This is a genomic window from Nitrospira sp. BLG_1 (genome assembly GCF_047338595.1).
Classification (GTDB): Bacteria; Nitrospirota; Nitrospiria; order Nitrospirales; family Nitrospiraceae; genus Nitrospira_D.
In genome coordinates this window covers 26,662-44,986 of record NZ_JBLFBO010000011.1, presented here as the reverse complement: position 1 = coordinate 44,986, position 18,325 = coordinate 26,662, and the positions used below count along the sequence as shown (strand labels likewise).

Below are 18,325 nucleotides of genomic sequence, written 5' to 3'. Positions count from 1 at the left end.
TGCTACCAATTGAGATCATCCACTCCTAAAAGTTGTTTTAAAGACTCCCGACCCCTAAATATTAAATCAACAACCATCGATTTGAGATAATAGTGGGGTCAGTGCTTGACTTGAACCCCGCATCTTGATACCTCATCAACCATAGATTGCGGTGAAGGCAGGTTCATTCTCCGGTCCACTAAATAGACATTTACCAATGTCCCCGTAATGATCAGAATCTGCCTTTAACGCAGGGCTTAATCCATCATCAACAAACCACACTGCAACACGTCGCCCCTCCGCCTTTACTGCCTCAACAAGAGGCACGTAGTCTTCATCCCCTGCAACTAAAATGGCAATGTCATAATTGTGTCGGTGGGCGTGAGTGAGCATATCTGTCGCCAGCGTAATATCAACACGCTTTGACCGCCCTGATCTAGGTCGATGAAACACTCTGGGAGCCTCTATCCCCACTTGCTTCAACTTTTCCTCGACCGCCGCACGACTGAGCTGATCGCCTGGTGGAGATGTGTAGTAATAACGACGGATTACATCTTGTGGGCCGTTAGATCGAGAAGCATAAGGCGACCAAACATACACATCTCGTTCGTAGCTAACGTGTGACATCGGCTCGTGTCCACCAAGACTTGCTCCATACCGCTTAGAAAGACTCTCCCCGTCGACAAACATCATGACACGAGTTTCTGACCGTGCTGTTGGGGGAAGAAACTGCGGCATATATTCACTCACTAATTATTAGATCAGCCCGCGTTTCTGCAGGTACTCTGTATCGATGCTGATGGTGGGTTTCGCAAGCTGGCTACGTTCTTGAAGCAAACGCTCGACATACTTCCCGATGAGATCGGATTCAAGATTCACGGTGTCGTTCACCTGCTTGAGACCCAGGATTGTCACTTTCGCTGTGTGCGGAATAATGGCGACGCTGAATCCCTGTTCGCTCACGGCATTGATTGTCAGGCTGATACCGTCGACGGTAATGGAACCCTTGGGGACACAATAACGGAGAATCTCCGGAGGTGCGGTGATGGTGAAGACGATCGCATTGGCATCTTGCTGTCGACTCCGGATCACCCCTACTCCATCCACATGGCCGGCCACGAGATGCCCGCCGATGCGTTCATTGAGCTTCATCGCTCGTTCGAGATTCACCGGCATGCCTACGGCAAAACTGCCGAGCGTCGTGACCGAAAGGGTTTCGGGCGAAACTTCCACGGAAAAGTCGCGTTCGCTTCGCGAGACCACAGTCAGACAGATCCCGTTTACGCTGACACTGTCACCGATTTTGAGATCGCTCATCACCGTCGAAGCCAAGATCGTCAGTTTGGCTCCAGACAGCGACTTGTTCATGACCGTAATCCCGCCCATTTCCTCGACAATACCGGTAAACATCAGTCTTTCCTCATGATGATATTCTTCACCACATAGGCAAACAACACAAGCAACACCACCACACCTACAACGGCTAGCCCACCGATCACAAGATTCTCAGTCGCTATTTCTTTCATAATGTCCCCATTATAGCCGAGCCGTTATCGAGATGGCAGGGCTTCCAGTCTCTTTATCGTCACCCAAAATACACCTGCTGCCAGCAGCTGTATCCCAGCAATGATGGCGAAGGCTGTGGAATAACTCAGATTCGCAATCAACAGACCAGCCAGTAATGGGCCGCTGGCATGGCCGATATCCATGATCGTCCCCTGCATCCCCATGCCGGCGCCGAGCCGCTTAAACTCTGAACTGTCTGCAACCAGGGCTGATGAAGATGACGAAACCACGGCTTCGCCAAACCCAAACCCAGCAGACAGCATGAGGAGAATGGGGAACAGCGAGACGAACGGAATACAAACGAAGGTGCCCGCGCAAATACACAGGCCAAGAATGATCAGCGGCTGACGGCCGACCCGGTCGGATACTCGCCCCATAATTGGCTTCGAAAAGAAAGATGTCCCTGCCTGCACGGTAAACAAGAGACCCACCTCTCCTGGATTCAAACCGGCAGACACACCATACAGAGGGAGAAAGGCCATCAACGCGCCATTTGCAATCATCTTAGCGGCGTCGGTCACACTGGTAATCAACACCTTGCGATTTTTGGCGACGGCGGCAAATCCCTTCCACATTTCGGACAGTACGACCGTCATCCCCTGATCTTTCCTCTGCGGAACTGCCACGTCCAAATGGAGGCTATAGAACAACAGCATACCGATACAGCCGAAGATGCCGGACGTGATGAACGCCGTCGAAAACCCAGCCGCATGGATGAGATAGCCCCCAAGAAATGGTCCTAAGAGAGAACCGGACTGTGTGCAGGCCGTATAAGTTCCAAGCGCCGCACCGCGCCGTTCACGGTAGAGCTCTGCCACTGTCGCCAGGGCGCTTGGCGCGAAGATGGCTGTCGCGAGGCCGTGCAGAAACCTGAGCGCCGTCAATGCATCCAGATCCGTAATGAAGGGATAAAGAAACGGCGGCAACCCGAAGGCTACCACACCAATCTTCAGCAACAGACGCCGCCCATAGATATCAGACAGGGCGCCGGATGGCAGCTTCAGCAGCACACCCGTGAGGGTGGATACGGACACGATCAGCCCGATCCGTTCCGGACTCGCGCCGAGCGATTCGGCAAACAAGGAGAGTGCCGGCATCCGCACCATGTTGTAGCTGATGAAGGAAAAGATGCCGACCGTGCAGATCAGTATAAAACTGCGCGAGGTCGTCATGGGGTGATGTGGGCAGGCGAGATCGCCTGGGTGGAGTCGAGTGGAGGGCCGAGCATTGTTCTCAAAAACACCAGATGTGGCTCAGGCAACGGCGGTGGCTGTTCCGCCTCACGCAACACACGGGAAGGCTGTTGTCGCATGGCTACGCCTAACCGATGAACAGTCTCAACTCCCTTCTGAAGTTTGCTCGTCACCATACCGCGAATCAGCGGATGCAACAAGGACACCAATCCTGACAGCACGCGATTGTCCAATCTGGTGTAGACCACCATGGTACTGTCCATGTCTTCGTTCCCCTGCTGATCTCGTACCACCGCCATCCGGAGAAACACGACGGCTTTCCCCGTGATATGCGGAAGCAACCGACTGTCATGAGAGCCGTCCAATAAGTAAATCCGAGAATCCGCATCCTCATAGACCAGCTGCACGAAGCCCTTCGTTCCCTCACCGTCATCGCCCCAAAATCGTCGTTCCCCCCAGGCTTGAGAATGGTACGAACCGAGGCCCAGGCGACGAATCAGCGAGGCCGTAAACGGTGGCTCACCGAGCAGGTACCGATACAGTGGCTCTGACATGGCCACCCGGATGGGACCGACCCGAGTGACAGTCGTATGCGATTTAATAATCTTGTGAAGCGGGCATGTCCATTCCGAAGGAATCCGCTCGACCGGAAACGTCAGGTCTCCATGAACAGGGGAGAGGCTGCAGCTCTCGGCCCGTGCCGTACCGGTGAAGCACACGAGAGAAACTCCCAGCAGAATAGCCCATCGGCATACACCCTGTTTCCAGGTAAAGTCCCTCGCCACGTTCATGGATCCGCGGTTGGAACGGAAATGGAGAGATGAATAGGGAAGAGCCGCTGAGGATCCTGCCTGAGTCTGGCTTGGCGCAGCAAGGTTTCCAGCGACGGCGTGACGGTTCCTTCAAACGAGACCTGCCCGTTCGTAACCACGGTCAACGGCTTGGCCGGATCAATCAGCGACTGATTCAAGAACAGACTGTACCGTCGCACATGCTGCGTGTGCACCTCGATCCGATTCCCGTCTCGAATGGAGGCATCCAGCTTCGCATAGACCCGACGCTTGATTCGTTCATCGCGCTTGTCTACCAAATCATCTGAAAATGCCGCGATAGGATCAGTCGAATCCAGACGGACCCAGTTGAACGGTTGGAAATGACTCCCGTCTCGTATGACGGTGAGCCTTGTCGGCAAGGGCTCACGGCGGTGACCGTTGAACCAGTCCACAAGGTCCGGCAACTCTTCCTTGGGGAAATAATGTCCCCCCGCTACGGGATGTTCTCGTTCATGTTCGCGATACACATACGCATAGCCGAGCCCATCAAGCTCACGGGCAATCGAACGACTCAAGTCCACCGGCATCACCTGATCCTTCATGCCGTGAATCATATAGATGGGTGTCTGCCGAAGATTGGCTAAAAACGGCATGAGCACATTGTCCAGTCCACTCGCCATCGGTGCGATGCCGGCAAACACCGGCGCATGATGCATGCCGATGAGCCAGGCTCCGATCCCACCGTTCGACATGCCGGTCAGAAATATCCGGTCGGGGTCGATATGATAGCGTGTGCGAAGTTCTCGGATGGTTGCCAACACCAGGTCTTCCGCACGTCTCGTAAACCAGGCTCCGGACGGATAGGTCGGACAGGCCAAGAGATAGTCTTCACTCAACCTGCCCCGCCAACGCTCCAAATATTCTTCACCGGTAAAACCGAATCCATGCAGACACACAACCAGGGAATAGGATTGTGACGATTGATATGTTGATGGAATAAACAGGGACAACGGATAGGTCTGTCCACGGATCATGATCTGTTCATGTGGAAGATTCCCGACAGGCTGGTTCTGGTAGATTCGGCTAGTCCGTATCAGCTGAGAAACAGTATCGATGGACGCGCTCTCATCAGAGAGGACTCCCTGCAGCAGCCGTTCAGCGGCATCACCCTCAACAACATCAAGATACTGGAAGACACGTGAAGCAAGCCCCGTGATGGCTGGTCCCGCCTCCTCTGCAAAACTGGAGGTAGGAACACTGGCAAGAACGATCAATAAGAACAGACTCCGGAGGAAGACAATCACAGCTCTCCTTCTACTACTACGTCATTGCCGACAAATCTGGTCACCACATCCTGCAAAGCGATCGCGCCCGCAAGCCGTGCCGGACTCTCCCCTCCGATCACTCCTTTGGCATTCTGCCCGCCGAGTAACAGCGGCGCCATGTAGAGGCGAACGTGATCGATCAACTTGGCCTTCAGCATCGACGCATTCACCTCACCTCCTCCCTCCAGGAGAAGAGATGTGATCCCACGCCGACCGAGCTCCTTAAGCAACGCGGGCAACGAGACTTGACCGTCAACAGCCGGCACGATCAGCACCTCGATACCGTTCTTCTGCAGCGCCGACCGTCGAACCGCTGGAGCCCCGATAGTGGTGGCAATCATCGTCTTAGCCTTGTCCTGTAAAGCCAAGACCTTCGCCTTGAGCGGAGTACGCAGGCGACTATCAAGGACAATGCGAAGAGGCTGCCGTGAAGCCAGTGTATTGAGATCGGAACCCACACGAGCCGTCAAAGAAGGATCGTCTGCCAGCACTGTCCCCAGCCCAACCAGCACCGCATCGACCTCGCCTCGAAGCCGATGCACCTCCTCGCGAGACTTCTTCCCGGTAATCCACTGAGATTCACCAGAGGCCGTCGCCAGCTGTCCATCGAGCGTCATCCCGGCCTTGAGCGTCACATAGGGACGGCCCGTCTTCATCCAATGGCAATAGGCCTTGTTCAAATTCTCCGCTTCGGGTCGGGCTACTCCCACCATGACGGAGAGTCCGGCTCGACGAAGCGCAGCGGTTCCCTTCCCCTTCACGGCTGGATTGGGATCCAACATCGCAATCACAACCCGACGGATGCCGGAACGTAAAACTTCGGGCACGCAAGGCGGTGTTCGTTTCTTGAGATGGCAACAAGGCTCAAGTGTCACATAAAGCGTGGCGCCTCGTGCCTGCGTTCCGGCTCGCTGTAACGCAAGAATTTCTGCGTGAGGGGTGCCTGGTCGGAGATGAAAACCCTGGCCGACGATCCGGCCCTGTTTGACGACGACGGCGCCGACCATCGGATTCGGGCTTGTCGTTCCTTGGCCCTTCGCCGCCAGGCAAAGGGCCAAGGTCATATAGTGGAGATCTCGTGTACGGTCAGTCACCGTTTCTTGCGGCTACCTACAGACAGTTTGGATGCCGGCTTCGCTCGCTTTGACGATGATAAGGATGTCTTCCTGGACTTTGCGGTCTTCACCCGAGCGGTCGCGGCTCTCTTGGATAGAGCCGGCTTAGCGGATGCTTCCGCAATGGCAGCCTGTGCCGCCGCCAGCCTGGCAATCGCCACGCGGAATGGTGAGCAACTGACGTAGTCCAATCCGAGCTGATTGCAGAACTCAACGGAACTGGGATCGCCGCCATGTTCGCCGCAAATGCCCAGCTTAATATTTTCCCGCGTCTTGCGCCCGCCCGCGATCGCTTGCTTCATCAGCGACCCGACGCCCTCGCGATCGAGCACGGCGAAAGGATCCGAGTCCATGATCTTTTCGGTCTTATAGAAATCAATGAACTTAGCGGCATCATCGCGTGAGAAACCGAACGTCGTCTGCGTCAAGTCGTTCGTCCCGAAGGAGAAAAACTCAGCCTCCTGCGCGATCCGATCAGCCGTGACCGCCGCACGAGGCAATTCAATCATGGTCCCGACCAGATAATTCAATTTTACCCCGTACCGTTTCATCGTCTCCTGGGCCACTTCTCTCACGAGATCTTTCTGCGACTTCATTTCGGAGATCATGCCGACGAGCGGGATCATAATTTCCGGTACGATCTTCTTCCCCTCCTTCGCCAGCTCACAGGCCGCTTCCATAATCGCCCGTGCCTGCATGCGCGTGATCTCCGGCATCGTGATCCCAAGCCGGCAGCCCCGAAGGCCGAGCATGGGATTAAACTCGTGGAGTTCTTCGACACGGGTCAGTAAGCGGCGTTTTTCCTGGAGCTTCGGCCCGTCACTCGCCGTCAATTCCAGCTGCGCGATCTCCACCATCAGCTCTTCTCGTTTTGGCAAGAACTCATGGAGCGGCGGATCAAGCAACCGAATCGTGACCGGAAAACCTTCCATTTCACGATAGAGGCCGATAAAATCTTGTTTCTGGAGCGGCAGCAACTGATCAAGAAATTTCTCACGCTCCTCTTTCGTCCGTGCCAAGATCATCTTCTGCATGATCGAGATACGATCCTCGGCGAAAAACATATGCTCGGTCCGGCACAATCCGATCCCCTCAGCCCCGAACCCTCGCGCAATCTTCGCCTGATCCGGCACATCAGCATTCGCCCGGACGCGCAATCGACGTTCCGCATCGGCCCATGAGAGCAACGTGGCAAACAGCTGGTATTTTTCGGACTTCTTGGCATCCAGCTTTCCTTGCACCACTTGAATGATTTCCGACTCCACCACCGGCACATCGCCGTCATACACATTGCCGGTTGATCCATTGACGGAAATGTACTCTCCCTCGTGAAATACTTTCGAACCGATCCGCACTGATTGAGCATCAATCACCTGAACCGCTTCGCATCCGGCCACGCAGACCTTCCCCATCTGCCGCGCCACCACAGCGGCGTGCGAGGTCATCCCGCCACGTGCCGTCAAGAACCCGGTGGCCGCATTCATACCATGAATGTCGTCCGGGCTGGTTTCGTCACGAACCAACACCACGCGCTGACCGGCCGCTTTCATTTCCACCGCACGATCCGGCGTCAGCGCAATCTTCCCCGCTGCCGCACCAGGGCCGGCCGGCAGCCCTTTCCCCAACGGAGTCGAGCTGGACTCGACCTTGGAATCAAAAATCGGGTAGAGATATTGCGCCAATTGATCAGGACCCACACGCTGCACGGCCTCCCGCTTTGAGATCAATCCTTCCTTGACCATTTCCACCGCGATACGAACGGCTGAGATGCCGGTACGCTTTCCGACTCGTGTTTGGAGCATGTAGAGCTTACCCTCCTGGATCGTAAATTCCAGGTCGAGCATGTCTCGATAATGTTTTTCCAGTTTCTTATAGGTGTGCTCAAGCTCCTTATAGGCGGCCGGGACATTCGTGGCCAGCGCGGTAACCGGCAGCGGCGTTCTGATACCGGCGACGACATCTTCACCCTGGGCATTCATCAGACATTCGCCGAAGAATGTATGTTCGCCGGTATTCGGATCTCGAGTAAAAGCCACACCGGTTCCGCTCGTGTCGCCCATGTTGCCGAACACCATCGCAACGACATTGACCGCAGTCCCCCAGTGATCGGGAATCCCGTTCAGGCGCCGATAGGTAATCGCCCGTGCGCCGTTCCAGGACGAGAACACGGCGTTGATCGCCATTTTCAACTGTTCATTCGGATCGTCCGGGAAATCTTTCCCGGTTTCCTCTTTCACCAACGACTTGAATCGCCCGACGAGATCCCGCAACGCCCGCGCGTCCAATTGTGTCTCGTGCGTGACACCCATTTCCTCTTTTTTATGGTTCAGAATCGCTTCGAAATGCTCGCGAGGGACGCCCATGACGATGCTGCCGAACATCGTGACGAAGCGACGATAACTATCCTGGGCAAATCGCTCGTTCTTCGTCTTCGCGGCCAGTCCTTCCACCGTCTTCAGGGTAAGGCCCACGTTGAGTACCGTATCCATCATGCCTGGCATCGAGGCACGTGCGCCGGATCGTACCGACACCAATAGCGGCTTCTCGGGATCACCGAACTTCATCCCCATGGACCGTTCGACACGCTTCAGCGAGGCCAATGCCGCATCCCACATCCCTGGAGGATATTTCTTTCCCTGCTTGTAGTACTCGATACAAGCTTCCGTCGTGATCGTAAAGCCCGGGGGGACGGAGATACGGAGGTTCGTCATCTCGGCCAACCCCGCACCTTTTCCGCCGAGCAACTCCTTCATGTTGGAGGTACCCTCGGCTTTTCCGTCTCCGAAATAGTAGACGTATTTTTTTGCCACGTGACTTCTCCTTCTGACAGGATGCTGAACAAGTCCGCCAGCAACGTTCCTCGCCTTGCCCAAGCGGCTGAGCGAGGCAGGTCTCGTCTCTCAGCGGCCTTGCTGGACGGCCTGTTTGAGCATCCTAAAGTTATCCGGCGTTAACCCCGCAGGAAGAACCCTGGCCCTTGTGTCGACATGAACCAGGCTCTCCACAGCCTTCTACTCTGTACGGATCAACGAGCGGGCGACGCGCGATGACCGTCGGTTGATTCCAGATGCAGTCGATAGCGATTCACTAAGAACCACTTCGCCCGGACGCCTCCTATGATAATGACGGTGACGAACAATAGCAGCAACAACAATCGATAGTCGGCCTGCACCGCGTGATCGACATAGTACTGGCCGTCCGAACCCTTCTTGAGTTTCGTGTCGGGTTGGAGGGAGTGGGTCGTGCCGCTCGGATCCGACAGATTCAGCCATTCCGAACAGAGCCTGACCGGTTCGCTCGCCCCGGGCAACGACTGCCACGACAACCGAAGGCACACATCGTGTTTGGCGTCGAACAGATCGGGGGTTTTGACCAGGTCATCCAAGTTGATGCCGCTCATTCTGAACCCAACGAAAAGAACAGCATTGCAGCCGACGATCAACACCAGCGAGACCACCAAAGAAAATCGTCGGATCTTCACCGCCCGACGGCATTCACCCGTCATCGGCTGATCCATGACCACTCCGGTGGGATACAATCCCCAGTAAAAGCCGTTCGACGTTCGCCTGATTCGATCTACTTACCGCCCTTGTACCACAATCTGGGAAAAGTCTGCGAATGCCATGAACAGGTCATCGACTGCCTTGAGTAGCGACAACCGATTGCTACGGATCGCCTTGTCTTCTGCGTTTACCATGACAGCTTCGAAAAATGCATCAATCACCGGCCGAAGTCCTACCAAAGAATTCAATGCCTCCTGATAGTTCCCCGCCGATAGGGCGAACCCCATCTTCTCTCCCTCTTTAACAACTGCGTCGTAAAGCGCCCCTTCCGACGGATCCTGAAATTTTCTAGCATCGACCGCCTGGCACTCCCACTGCTCTTTTTCCACCAACCTGTGTGCACGCTTGAAGCCCACAATCAATGGATCGAACTCTGGTTTCCTCGTTACTATTTCAATAGCCTTCATCTTCTGCACAAGACCGACCAGATCCGCCGACTGGTCATAAGCCTTCAGCACCGAGTCGATGACATCATCACGAAAACCATACACGACCCGAACATAGTGCCGAACCCGTTCGAAGATGAAATCCGTGATTCGTTGTCCGTCTAGCTTTTCGGAATCTTGAACTCCCTTGAAGCCGTCATCAGAAACCAAGATTTTCGCCTGATCAATGTATCGCTGCAGATCCAACTGAAGGTTTCCTTCCAGCAGGATGCGCACAATCGCGGTCGCGTGCCGCCTGAGTGCAAAAGGATCCTCCGATCCAGTCGGTACTATACCAACATGGAAGAAAGCCGCTATGGAATCAAGTCGATCGGCCAGAGAGAGAACCTGACCCGCCACTGACTTCGGCAGCTCCCCTTCAATAGCCTTGGGGAGATACTGCTCCCGAATCGCCTGCGCGACTGCCGTTGCTTCACCGTCATGTCGGGCGTATTCACCTCCCATGATCCCTTGTAATTCGGGAAACTCCCCCACAATGCCCGTCAATAAATCGGCTTTGGAGAGAGCTGCCGCCCGTTCAGCAATCTGGCGTAACTCTGCCTGGCCGGAAGGGACCCGTTCGGCGATGAACCCCGCCAGTTTTCCGACCCGTTCCTGTTTCTGCGCCATCGTACCAAGCTTCTGGTGGAATGTGACCCCGCCCAGCTTCTTTGCCCGCTCGTTAAGACGAACCTTGCGATCTTCGTCGAAAAAGAACTTGGCGTCGGCCAATCGTGCTGCCAGCACCCGCTCGTTGCCTTCACGGATCAAGGACATATCCTTGACTCGGTTATTCGCCACGGTGATGAAATGAGGCGCCAGCTTACCGGTCTGCTTGTGTCGTAACGAAAAGAATCCTTGATGCTCTTTCATGGAGGTAATGAGAATCTCCTCCGGCACGTCCAAGTAGGTCTCCTTAAACGACCCCATGACTGCGGTCGGTTGCTCGGTCGAGTACACCGCTTGGTCAAGCAAGGCCTCGTCTTGATTCAGTTGCAATCCGGCCTTCTGGCAAAGAGCCGCAATTTGTTCCTCGATCAGTTGGCGGCGGCGCTGGGGTTCAACGATGACGCCCTGACGCTCCAATGTCCTGAGATAGGACCCGGCATCGCGAACCGACACCCATTCCCCTGCGCCCAAGACTCGATGCCCTTTTGTCTGGTTGGCTGCCGTAATCCCGGCGACCTTGACCGGCAAGACCGACCCTCCGTAGACCGCCATCACCCACCGCAGCGGACGGGCAAACCGCACACCGGCCTCATTCCACTTCATCGCTTTTGGAAACGAGAGCGCTGACACGAGTTGCGGGAGCAGATCGACCAGCACTGCGGCCGTCGGACGGCCTGCTTCATGTTTCGCCGCAAACAGATATTCGCCTTTGGGGGTTTGTCTCACTTGTAAATCTTGAACCGCGACACCCTGACCTGCGGCAAACCCAAGAGCCGCCTTGGTCGGTTGTCCGGTTTGGTCAAATGCCACGGCCTTCGATGGCCCCATCGCTTCTTTCGTTATGGACGTCTGCCTTGCTGCCAAGCCATCGACCACAATCGTCAGGCGACGTGGCGTGCCCATGGTACGGACCGACTGAAGGGTAAGCCGTTGATCGGAACACAGGCGCTCAGCGGATTCCTTGAGTGACACCAAGGCAGGAGCAATGAACTGATACGGCAGTTCTTCTACGCCGATTTCCAGCAGCAATTCAGCCACGGAAGGTCCGGACATCTTTTTATCTTTTTTCTGGCCAGCACTCCGCCGTACCATTTTCTTCTGGATCGCCATAGCGAGTTATCGCCGTCCGACTCTGACCTTCGAATGAGCCTTGCCGGACTTCGCGGCTTTCTCTTCACGGTTCAACAGTGGATGGCCCATTGCCTCCCGTTCCTCGACATAACGTTCAGCACACTGCCTCGCCAACGCCCGCACTCTGGCGATGTACCCCGTCCGTTCTGCCACACTGATGGCTCCCCGCGCGTCCAAGAGATTGAACGCATGGGATGACTTGATGCAATAATCGTAGGCCGGGAGCGTTAATCGTGTATCGGTCTGTGCCAACAGACGCTTGCACTCTGCCTCATACGATTGAAACAGCTGCATCAGCATCGGCACATCGCCCTGTTCAAAGTTGTAGCGCGACCCCTGCACCTCAGTTTCATGGTGAATGTCGCCGTACTTGATCGAGTCCGTCCAGGCCAGATCAAACACATTGTTTACTTGCTGCAAGTACATCGCAATCCGCTCAGTCCCATACGTAATCTCACCCGTGATGGGACTCAGCTCAATCCCTCCAATTTCCTGAAAGTAGGTGAACTGGGTGATTTCCATCCCATCCAACCGTACTTCCCAACCCAAACCCCACGCCCCTAAGGTCGGCGACTCCCAATCATCCTGCATGAAGCGGATATCGTGTTGCTTAGGGTTGATTCCCAGCCGGGTCAGACTCTCCAGATACAGCTCCTGAATATTGTCGGGAGCCGGTTTCAGCACGACCTGATACTGATAATAGTGCTGCATGCGATTGGGGTTTTCCCCATAGCGACCGTCCGTCGGACGACGACAGGGCTGTGCGTAGGCAGCACACCACGGTTCCGGACCCAGTGAGCGGAGAAAAGTCGCAGGATGAAACGTCCCTGCCCCCATCTCCATATCGTACGGCTGATGGATCACACAACCCTGATCAGCCCAGAATCGATGGAGGGTAAGAATCAGTTCTTGGAACGTCACTACATCTACAGCCTGGCCATGGGAGATGATCTGATACTTGCCTGTGAGATTAGGACGTCAAGCTAGCAAGAACGCTTTTGCCCTGTCAAGGAACAAGCCCTTTCCGATCGACGATCCGCCACCCGAACCGACATGAACCTATTAACCAGAACAAAGACCCAGCACCGCTCTCTTACTGAATTTTCAGATTGACCTGAGTCAGAGGTCTCCCTTATTGTAGAAATTGTTGACAAACTTACTCATATTTGAATCGCAATGAAACTGTCCAAAAAAAGTGAATATGGGCTCCGCGCGTTGATCGAACTCGCCTTGATGCATGGGAAAGCCACGCTGCAACGTCAGGAGATTGCAGCCCGCCAGCATATCCCCATCGAATTCCTGGAACAGATTCTGCTCATGCTCAAACGTGCCGGACTCGTCTCCAGCCGCCGCGGGATGAAAGGCGGCTATGCGCTCATCAAGCAACCCAAAGACATCACTCTGGGCCAAGTCATCCGCATCCTCGATGGCCCGCTCGCCCCTATCAGCTGCGTCAGTAAAACGGCCTACCAGAAATGCAATGAGTGCCCCTACGCGAACAAACCCCGCTGTCCTGTGCAGGAGGCCATGGGCACCGTCCGTGATGCCATCGCCGGGATACTTGATCACTATTCGCTGGCCGACTTTGCCGCGGGCCACCAGAGAGGGTAACCACTCATGGATACGGTCGTTCTGGTTCTCATCACCTTTGTCGCCGCTACGGTCAATGGTGCCCTCGGATATGGTTTCTCTTCCATTACAGTTCCCGTTGCCCTGGTGTTTTACACGAATCGGATCCTCAACCCTGCCCTTGTTTTGGTTGAACTGGTCATCAATGCCTATGTGCTGTTCGTGAACCGGAAGAGCATTCCCAACGTCTTCTGGCGGGTCGCGCCAATTCTGGGTGGTCTTGCAGTGGGAGTCGCTGTTGGGAGCTACCTCCTGTTTTTGGTACAACCAGCCTGGATCAAGTTCGTCACCTATTTTTTCTTATTGCCTTTGATTCTTCTTCAGGCTGCGGGTATTCGAAAACCCATCCGTGCAGAAAAAGCGATCGCCGTCCCATTTGGACTTGGGTTGGGCACCCTGTATTCCGTCACGACAATTTCGGGCCCACCGCTGGCGCTTCTCTTTAACAATCAAGGCTACCCCAAACAAGACTTCCGTGCCGCTCTGGGAATCATTCGTTTAGCGGAATCGTCACTGACAGCAATCGCCTACGGATTTATCGGCTTCTACAGCGCAGGCAGCATGGAAATTATTCCGTACATTATTCCGAGCATCATCATCGGAATCCCACTTGGGACGTATGTGATACGGCTGATGGATCCCGAGACCTTCAGACGGATCTGCATGGCATTCGATGGGCTTATCGTGGGATTCGGTCTCTCCCGTGTCCTGGGAGAACTCGATCTCGCCTCGCAGGTGACCACGTACGGCATCTTGTCCATCGTGATCCTGATCAATGGCTACCTCCTCTATCGCTTCTTTAGAGATCGCGGTGATGGGGGCATTTTGAAACAACCCCCTCCGTAATAGATCCTGACATGAGAGATCGATTGCAGAGACTCTAGGCACCAAACTCCCCCCATCATCTGAAATATTCCATCACGTTCCACTTCTCGTAGTACTTGAAGGTTGAATCCTTCACACCTGCATAGCCACCACTTCCAAGAAGTCCATAAGCAACTGATATATTGGATGTTTACTTTTAAATACGTGTGGCATTAAACGTGCTTAACCTCGACCTGGCATACATGTGTTGCACTTGCAACAACAAGTAACCATGGCAATTTCCCTCTATTGAAGGAGCACGATCAGATGCCAATGTATTCCGATTCTTTCAGATTTGCCTGCAGCAAGCCCTGGCACTCAATGGTTGGTCTGATTCTCTTGAGCTTTATGGCCCTTTCATTTGTCAGCTGTAGCGAGAGTGGAAATGGAACGGGGCCGCTCGTTTCCTCGCCGTCTTCCCCAACAGAACAGACCGCGTCATTAGGGGCAGGAGAAGGAGACGAGAATCAGATAACGGAACCAACCGAAAATGAGGCCCAAGATCCAGAAGAAGTGGCAAGTATCCCAGACCCTGATGAACAGGAGGCCCCTGAAATCTTATCGCCCCCTGTCTCAACCGGGGTCACAACTCAATTGAGGTGGGAAGCCTCGACGGACCCCAATGTGCTCGGTTATTTTGTCCACTACGGGAAACAATCACCCGGAGAGTACGGCTCGTGTTCCTACGAGCAAAGCCAACGCGTCGGGGCTCCCCCAGCCACAATTACCGACCTCGAACCCAATACACCCTATTTCTTTGCAGTCAGCGCCTTTGGCGAATCAGAAAGCGAATCGGACACTCCTTGTTCAAATGAGATCATAGTAGTCACTCCTGCTACTCCTCAGACCTGAGAGCCGTCAGCCTGACACCTCCTCGCACTCGTACAGCTCCCCTGGACTCATCAGGGGAGCTTCGTTGTTGACCTCCCTCCGACGATTTGCTAGCCTCCGACGTCATCTTTTGCATCCGAAACAGTAATTAGCGACTAGTGGAGTCTGCCACCCCTTGCGCTACTGATGAAAGGACTCTCCATGGCCGGTTTAGTCACGTCGTCTGAACTCCTCACCGCCCTACACAACAAAGCAACGCAACTCAGGATCGGCAGTGTGCGAGCCACGAGCGAAGCAGGCAGCGGGCATCCTTCGAGTTGTGCCTCGGCAGCGGATATCGTCGCAGCGTTGTTTTTCTCCGTCATGCGATACGACCCGCACAATCCGAAGGCGCGCAACAGTGACCGCTTTATCCTTTCAAAAGGGCATGCCGCACCACTCTTATACGCCGCCTGGGCAGAGGCAGGATTGTTCCCTTCCAGCGACCTCTTGAAGCTGCGTACTCTAACATCCGATTTGGAAGGACACCCGACTCCCCGCTTGCCGTTCGTCGATATGGCAACCGGCTCGCTTGGGCAAGGACTCTCAGTCGGAATTGGGATCGCACTGAATGCCAAGTTCGTCGATACACTCGATTACCGTACCTACGTGCTGATGGGAGACGGTGAATCCGTTGAGGGGTCGGTCTGGGAAGCCGCTGAAGTCGGGCGCCACTACGCACTGGACAATCTTTGCGCCATCGTTGATATCAATCGATTGGGCCAGAGTGATCCTACCATGCTGCAACATGACATGGAGGCCTATCGGTCACGCTGGACCGGATTCGGATGGCATGCGATCGTCGTCGATGGCCATGACCTGGCCGCAATCCTCTCAGCCTTCGATGAAGCAGCCCGTACCAAGGGGCGCCCGACCGTGTTGCTGGCCAAGACCTATAAGGGCAAGGGGATTTCATTTATTGAAAACAAAGCCGAATGGCACGGAAAGCCTTTAAAGAAGGGCGAAGAATCACAAAAAGCCATCGACGAACTGACTCAACAGTTACGACCAAATAACACGACGATCCAGATCTCCAAACCATCCGCTCCAGCCAGTCCTTCACCGGCCATGGGAACCATGCCGGCGGCCCCGTACACAATCGGCGACTCCGTCGCGACACGCGAAGCGTTCGGAGCGGCACTGGAAGCCCTGGGAGCCGTCCATCCTCTCACCGTTGCGCTGGATGCCGACGTCAAAAACTCGACCTATACCGACAAATTCGGAAAAACGTTCCCCAATCGATTCTTCGAGAATTTCATCGCCGAACAAAATATGGTGGGCGCGGCCGCTGGGCTGGCGGCCTGCGGGAAAGTTCCATTTGCTGCGACGTTCGCCTGCTTCTTGAGCCGAGCCTACGACTTCATCCGCATGGCTGCCGTCAGTGGCTCGAATATTAAGCTGGTGGGAACCCACGTCGGCGTAAGTATCGGCGAAGACGGCCCCTCACAAATGGGGCTTGAAGACATCGCCATGATGGCCGCGCAACCCAATGTGACCGTCCTCTATCCCTCGGATGGAAATTCAACTTATCACCTTATCGAGGCTGCGGCTCGGCACAAAGGGATGGTCTATGTCCGGGCGGGCAGACCAAAGAACCCGGTGATTTACGGAGCAGACGAGCGGTTCCATATCGGCGGGAGTAAGGTCCTCAGGCAAAGCACCGCGGATGTGCTCACTATCGTGGCGGCTGGTGTGACTCTGTTTGAGGCGTTGAAAGCCTATGACCAGCTCAAAGCGGCGGGCATCGCCGTCCGTGTCATCGATCTCTACAGTATCGCCCCGATTGATCGAACAACGTTGATGGAGAGTGGACAGGCGACCCAGCGCCGAATCCTCACGGTGGAAGATCACTATGCCCATGGAGGCCTTGGTGATGCCGTCCTCAATGCCGTGAGTACCGAGGGGATGTGCGTGCATAAACTCGCCGTTCGCGAAATTCCACATAGTGGAAAGCCCGATGAACTCATCGACCACTACGGAATCGGCGCACGCTCCATCGTAGAGGCGGTAAAGGCCATCGTCAAATAGCATGTGGGGCCTTTGGAATCATGCCCTGGGTCCCGTCACCTCGTTGCTGGCCAAACATCATGACTTATCTGATTTATCCGACCATTCGGAAGCGCATCAGGCCTCAGACGCGCAGTTCGGCACGATTGTACGACACCCAATTATTCGGTTACGAAGGCAACCTCTCCGTACGACGTTTTCACATTTTTCAAAAAAAACTGTGGTATAGTTTATGCCGATTGGATCAATACGTTGAACACGTCGATTGACGTCAACACAGAAGACGGGCAGGTCATCTTACAACTCAACAGGAGGGACGAATGACGAGGAAGATTATCAGTGTCTCAGTATTTGCAATGGGGTGTGCCCTGATTCTTTCGGGAGGCCTCGCCTCCGCCGAAGATCTCTCGCCCATAGCCCCGGTTCCAGCCGACTATGCAGGTAAACACATGCCCGCCGGTGGATGGACCGATCCAAAAGCTATCGAAGAAGGTGGAAAGATTTATCGTGGCGAGTTCAATACCGACATTAACTGTGCGAGTTGCCACGGTAAAGATGGCAAGCCGGTCAAGAAGGGTGCACGGGACCTCCGAGACCCGAAGAACACGACGCGATACTCGGACAGCTATTGGTACTGGCGTGTCGCTGAAGGAATCCCAAAGACGAAAATGAAGGCTTGGAAGGGACTCCTATCAGAACAACAGATTTGGCAAGTCATCGCCTATCAGCATATGTTCTCGCACGACGGGAAGCCCTCCGACCATTCGGATTACAAGCCGTAATCATCCGAATTCCGATCCGATAGAATGAGAGGGGGAGAATGCGGGACGCCGCTTCTCCCCCTTCGCATTTCATGGCCGAGCCATAATCACTATGACTCATCAGGCTGGATTGGGGGCAACGAACACCAGCACTTTGAGTCGCTGGGTCGTGTGATTCTTCACGCCATGCTCTTCTCCTGCGGGGGCAAGCGTACCTTGCCCAGCCTCGAGCATGCGGCGTTCTGAGCCAACCTGAAATGTTCCCTGCCCCTCCAGAACAATGTAGACCTTGTCCTGGTGGCCATGGATATGCCCCTTTTGTTCCTGACCAGGCTCAAAGCAATAGATATCACAGAACAACCGTTCGGTTTGGAACAGATTGTTCTTCTTCATTTTGTCGCTGGCAAACTCTTGACAGTCAGCCAGAGTGATCACCTTCATCATCGGTACTCCAT

The 18,325-nt window shown here is 54.8% G+C and carries 16 protein-coding genes; 5 read left to right on the top strand and 11 right to left on the bottom strand.

The window, feature by feature from the left end; translation table 11 throughout:
* Window positions 1-135: 135 nt before the first annotated feature.
* The 10 genes from ACMTNU_RS11310 to ACMTNU_RS11265 all read right to left on the bottom strand — a co-directional run bounded on the left by ACMTNU_RS11310 (window position 136) and on the right by ACMTNU_RS11265 (window position 12,660).
* Complete coding sequence (locus tag ACMTNU_RS11310; RefSeq protein ID WP_413935359.1) at window positions 136-717, bottom strand: NYN domain-containing protein; 582 nt, start codon at window positions 715-717, stop codon at window positions 136-138.
* 18 nt (window positions 718-735) lie between these two features.
* Window positions 736-1,389, bottom strand: a complete 654-nt coding sequence (locus ACMTNU_RS11305; protein ID WP_413935358.1) for a riboflavin synthase — start codon at window positions 1,387-1,389, stop codon at window positions 736-738.
* A 140-nt stretch (window positions 1,390-1,529) separates the two neighbouring features.
* On the bottom strand, window positions 1,530-2,717 hold the full coding sequence (locus ACMTNU_RS11300) for an MFS transporter (RefSeq protein ID WP_413935357.1): 1,188 nt from the start codon (window positions 2,715-2,717) through the stop codon (window positions 1,530-1,532).
* On the bottom strand, window positions 2,714-3,523 hold the full coding sequence (locus tag ACMTNU_RS11295) for a hypothetical protein (RefSeq protein WP_413935356.1): 810 nt from the start codon (window positions 3,521-3,523) through the stop codon (window positions 2,714-2,716). The genes ACMTNU_RS11300 and ACMTNU_RS11295 overlap by 4 nt, the downstream gene beginning before the upstream one ends.
* A gap of 2 nt (window positions 3,524-3,525) precedes the next feature.
* Window positions 3,526-4,815 (bottom strand): hypothetical protein, encoded by a 1,290-nt coding sequence (locus ACMTNU_RS11290; protein WP_413935355.1) that lies wholly within the window; start codon window positions 4,813-4,815, stop codon window positions 3,526-3,528.
* Entirely contained in the window at window positions 4,812-5,930 is a 1,119-nt protein-coding gene (gene ribD / locus ACMTNU_RS11285) for a bifunctional diaminohydroxyphosphoribosylaminopyrimidine deaminase/5-amino-6-(5-phosphoribosylamino)uracil reductase RibD (RefSeq protein WP_413935354.1), read from the bottom strand. The genes ACMTNU_RS11290 and ribD overlap by 4 nt, the downstream gene beginning before the upstream one ends.
* Complete coding sequence (gene ppdK / locus ACMTNU_RS11280; RefSeq protein ID WP_413935353.1) at window positions 5,927-8,761, bottom strand: pyruvate, phosphate dikinase; 2,835 nt, start codon at window positions 8,759-8,761, stop codon at window positions 5,927-5,929. The genes ribD and ppdK overlap by 4 nt, the downstream gene beginning before the upstream one ends.
* A 215-nt stretch (window positions 8,762-8,976) precedes the next feature.
* Window positions 8,977-9,468 (bottom strand): hypothetical protein, encoded by a 492-nt coding sequence (locus ACMTNU_RS11275; protein ID WP_413935352.1) that lies wholly within the window; start codon window positions 9,466-9,468, stop codon window positions 8,977-8,979.
* 63 nt (window positions 9,469-9,531) lie between these two features.
* Window positions 9,532-11,661, bottom strand: coding sequence for a glycine--tRNA ligase subunit beta (gene glyS, locus ACMTNU_RS11270; RefSeq protein WP_413935351.1), 2,130 nt, complete (start codon window positions 11,659-11,661; stop codon window positions 9,532-9,534).
* 63 nt (window positions 11,662-11,724) lie between these two features.
* On the bottom strand, window positions 11,725-12,660 hold the full coding sequence (locus ACMTNU_RS11265) for a glycine--tRNA ligase subunit alpha (protein ID WP_413935350.1): 936 nt from the start codon (window positions 12,658-12,660) through the stop codon (window positions 11,725-11,727).
* A 255-nt stretch (window positions 12,661-12,915) separates the two neighbouring features.
* Between ACMTNU_RS11265 and ACMTNU_RS11260 the strand changes: the two genes are divergently transcribed.
* The 5 genes from ACMTNU_RS11260 (at window position 12,916) to ACMTNU_RS11240 (ending at window position 17,891) form a co-directional block, all read left to right on the top strand.
* Complete coding sequence (locus tag ACMTNU_RS11260; RefSeq protein WP_413935349.1) at window positions 12,916-13,350, top strand: RrF2 family transcriptional regulator; 435 nt, start codon at window positions 12,916-12,918, stop codon at window positions 13,348-13,350.
* Between the two features lie 6 nt (window positions 13,351-13,356).
* On the top strand, window positions 13,357-14,214 hold the full coding sequence (locus ACMTNU_RS11255) for a sulfite exporter TauE/SafE family protein (RefSeq protein ID WP_413935348.1): 858 nt from the start codon (window positions 13,357-13,359) through the stop codon (window positions 14,212-14,214).
* A 285-nt stretch (window positions 14,215-14,499) separates the two neighbouring features.
* Window positions 14,500-15,084 carry a fibronectin type III domain-containing protein gene (locus ACMTNU_RS11250; protein ID WP_413935347.1) on the top strand — a complete coding sequence of 195 codons (585 nt, stop codon included), beginning with the start codon at window positions 14,500-14,502 and terminating at the stop codon, window positions 15,082-15,084.
* Between the two features lie 180 nt (window positions 15,085-15,264).
* Window positions 15,265-17,130, top strand: coding sequence for a transketolase (locus tag ACMTNU_RS11245; protein WP_413935346.1), 1,866 nt, complete (start codon window positions 15,265-15,267; stop codon window positions 17,128-17,130).
* A gap of 299 nt (window positions 17,131-17,429) precedes the next feature.
* Window positions 17,430-17,891 (top strand): c-type cytochrome, encoded by a 462-nt coding sequence (locus ACMTNU_RS11240; protein WP_413935345.1) that lies wholly within the window; start codon window positions 17,430-17,432, stop codon window positions 17,889-17,891.
* Between the two features lie 99 nt (window positions 17,892-17,990).
* Here the strand turns inward: ACMTNU_RS11240 and ACMTNU_RS11235 are convergent, their stop codons facing one another.
* Window positions 17,991-18,314, bottom strand: coding sequence for a cupin domain-containing protein (locus ACMTNU_RS11235; RefSeq protein ID WP_413935344.1), 324 nt, complete (start codon window positions 18,312-18,314; stop codon window positions 17,991-17,993).
* Between the last annotated feature and the right edge of the window lie 11 nt (window positions 18,315-18,325).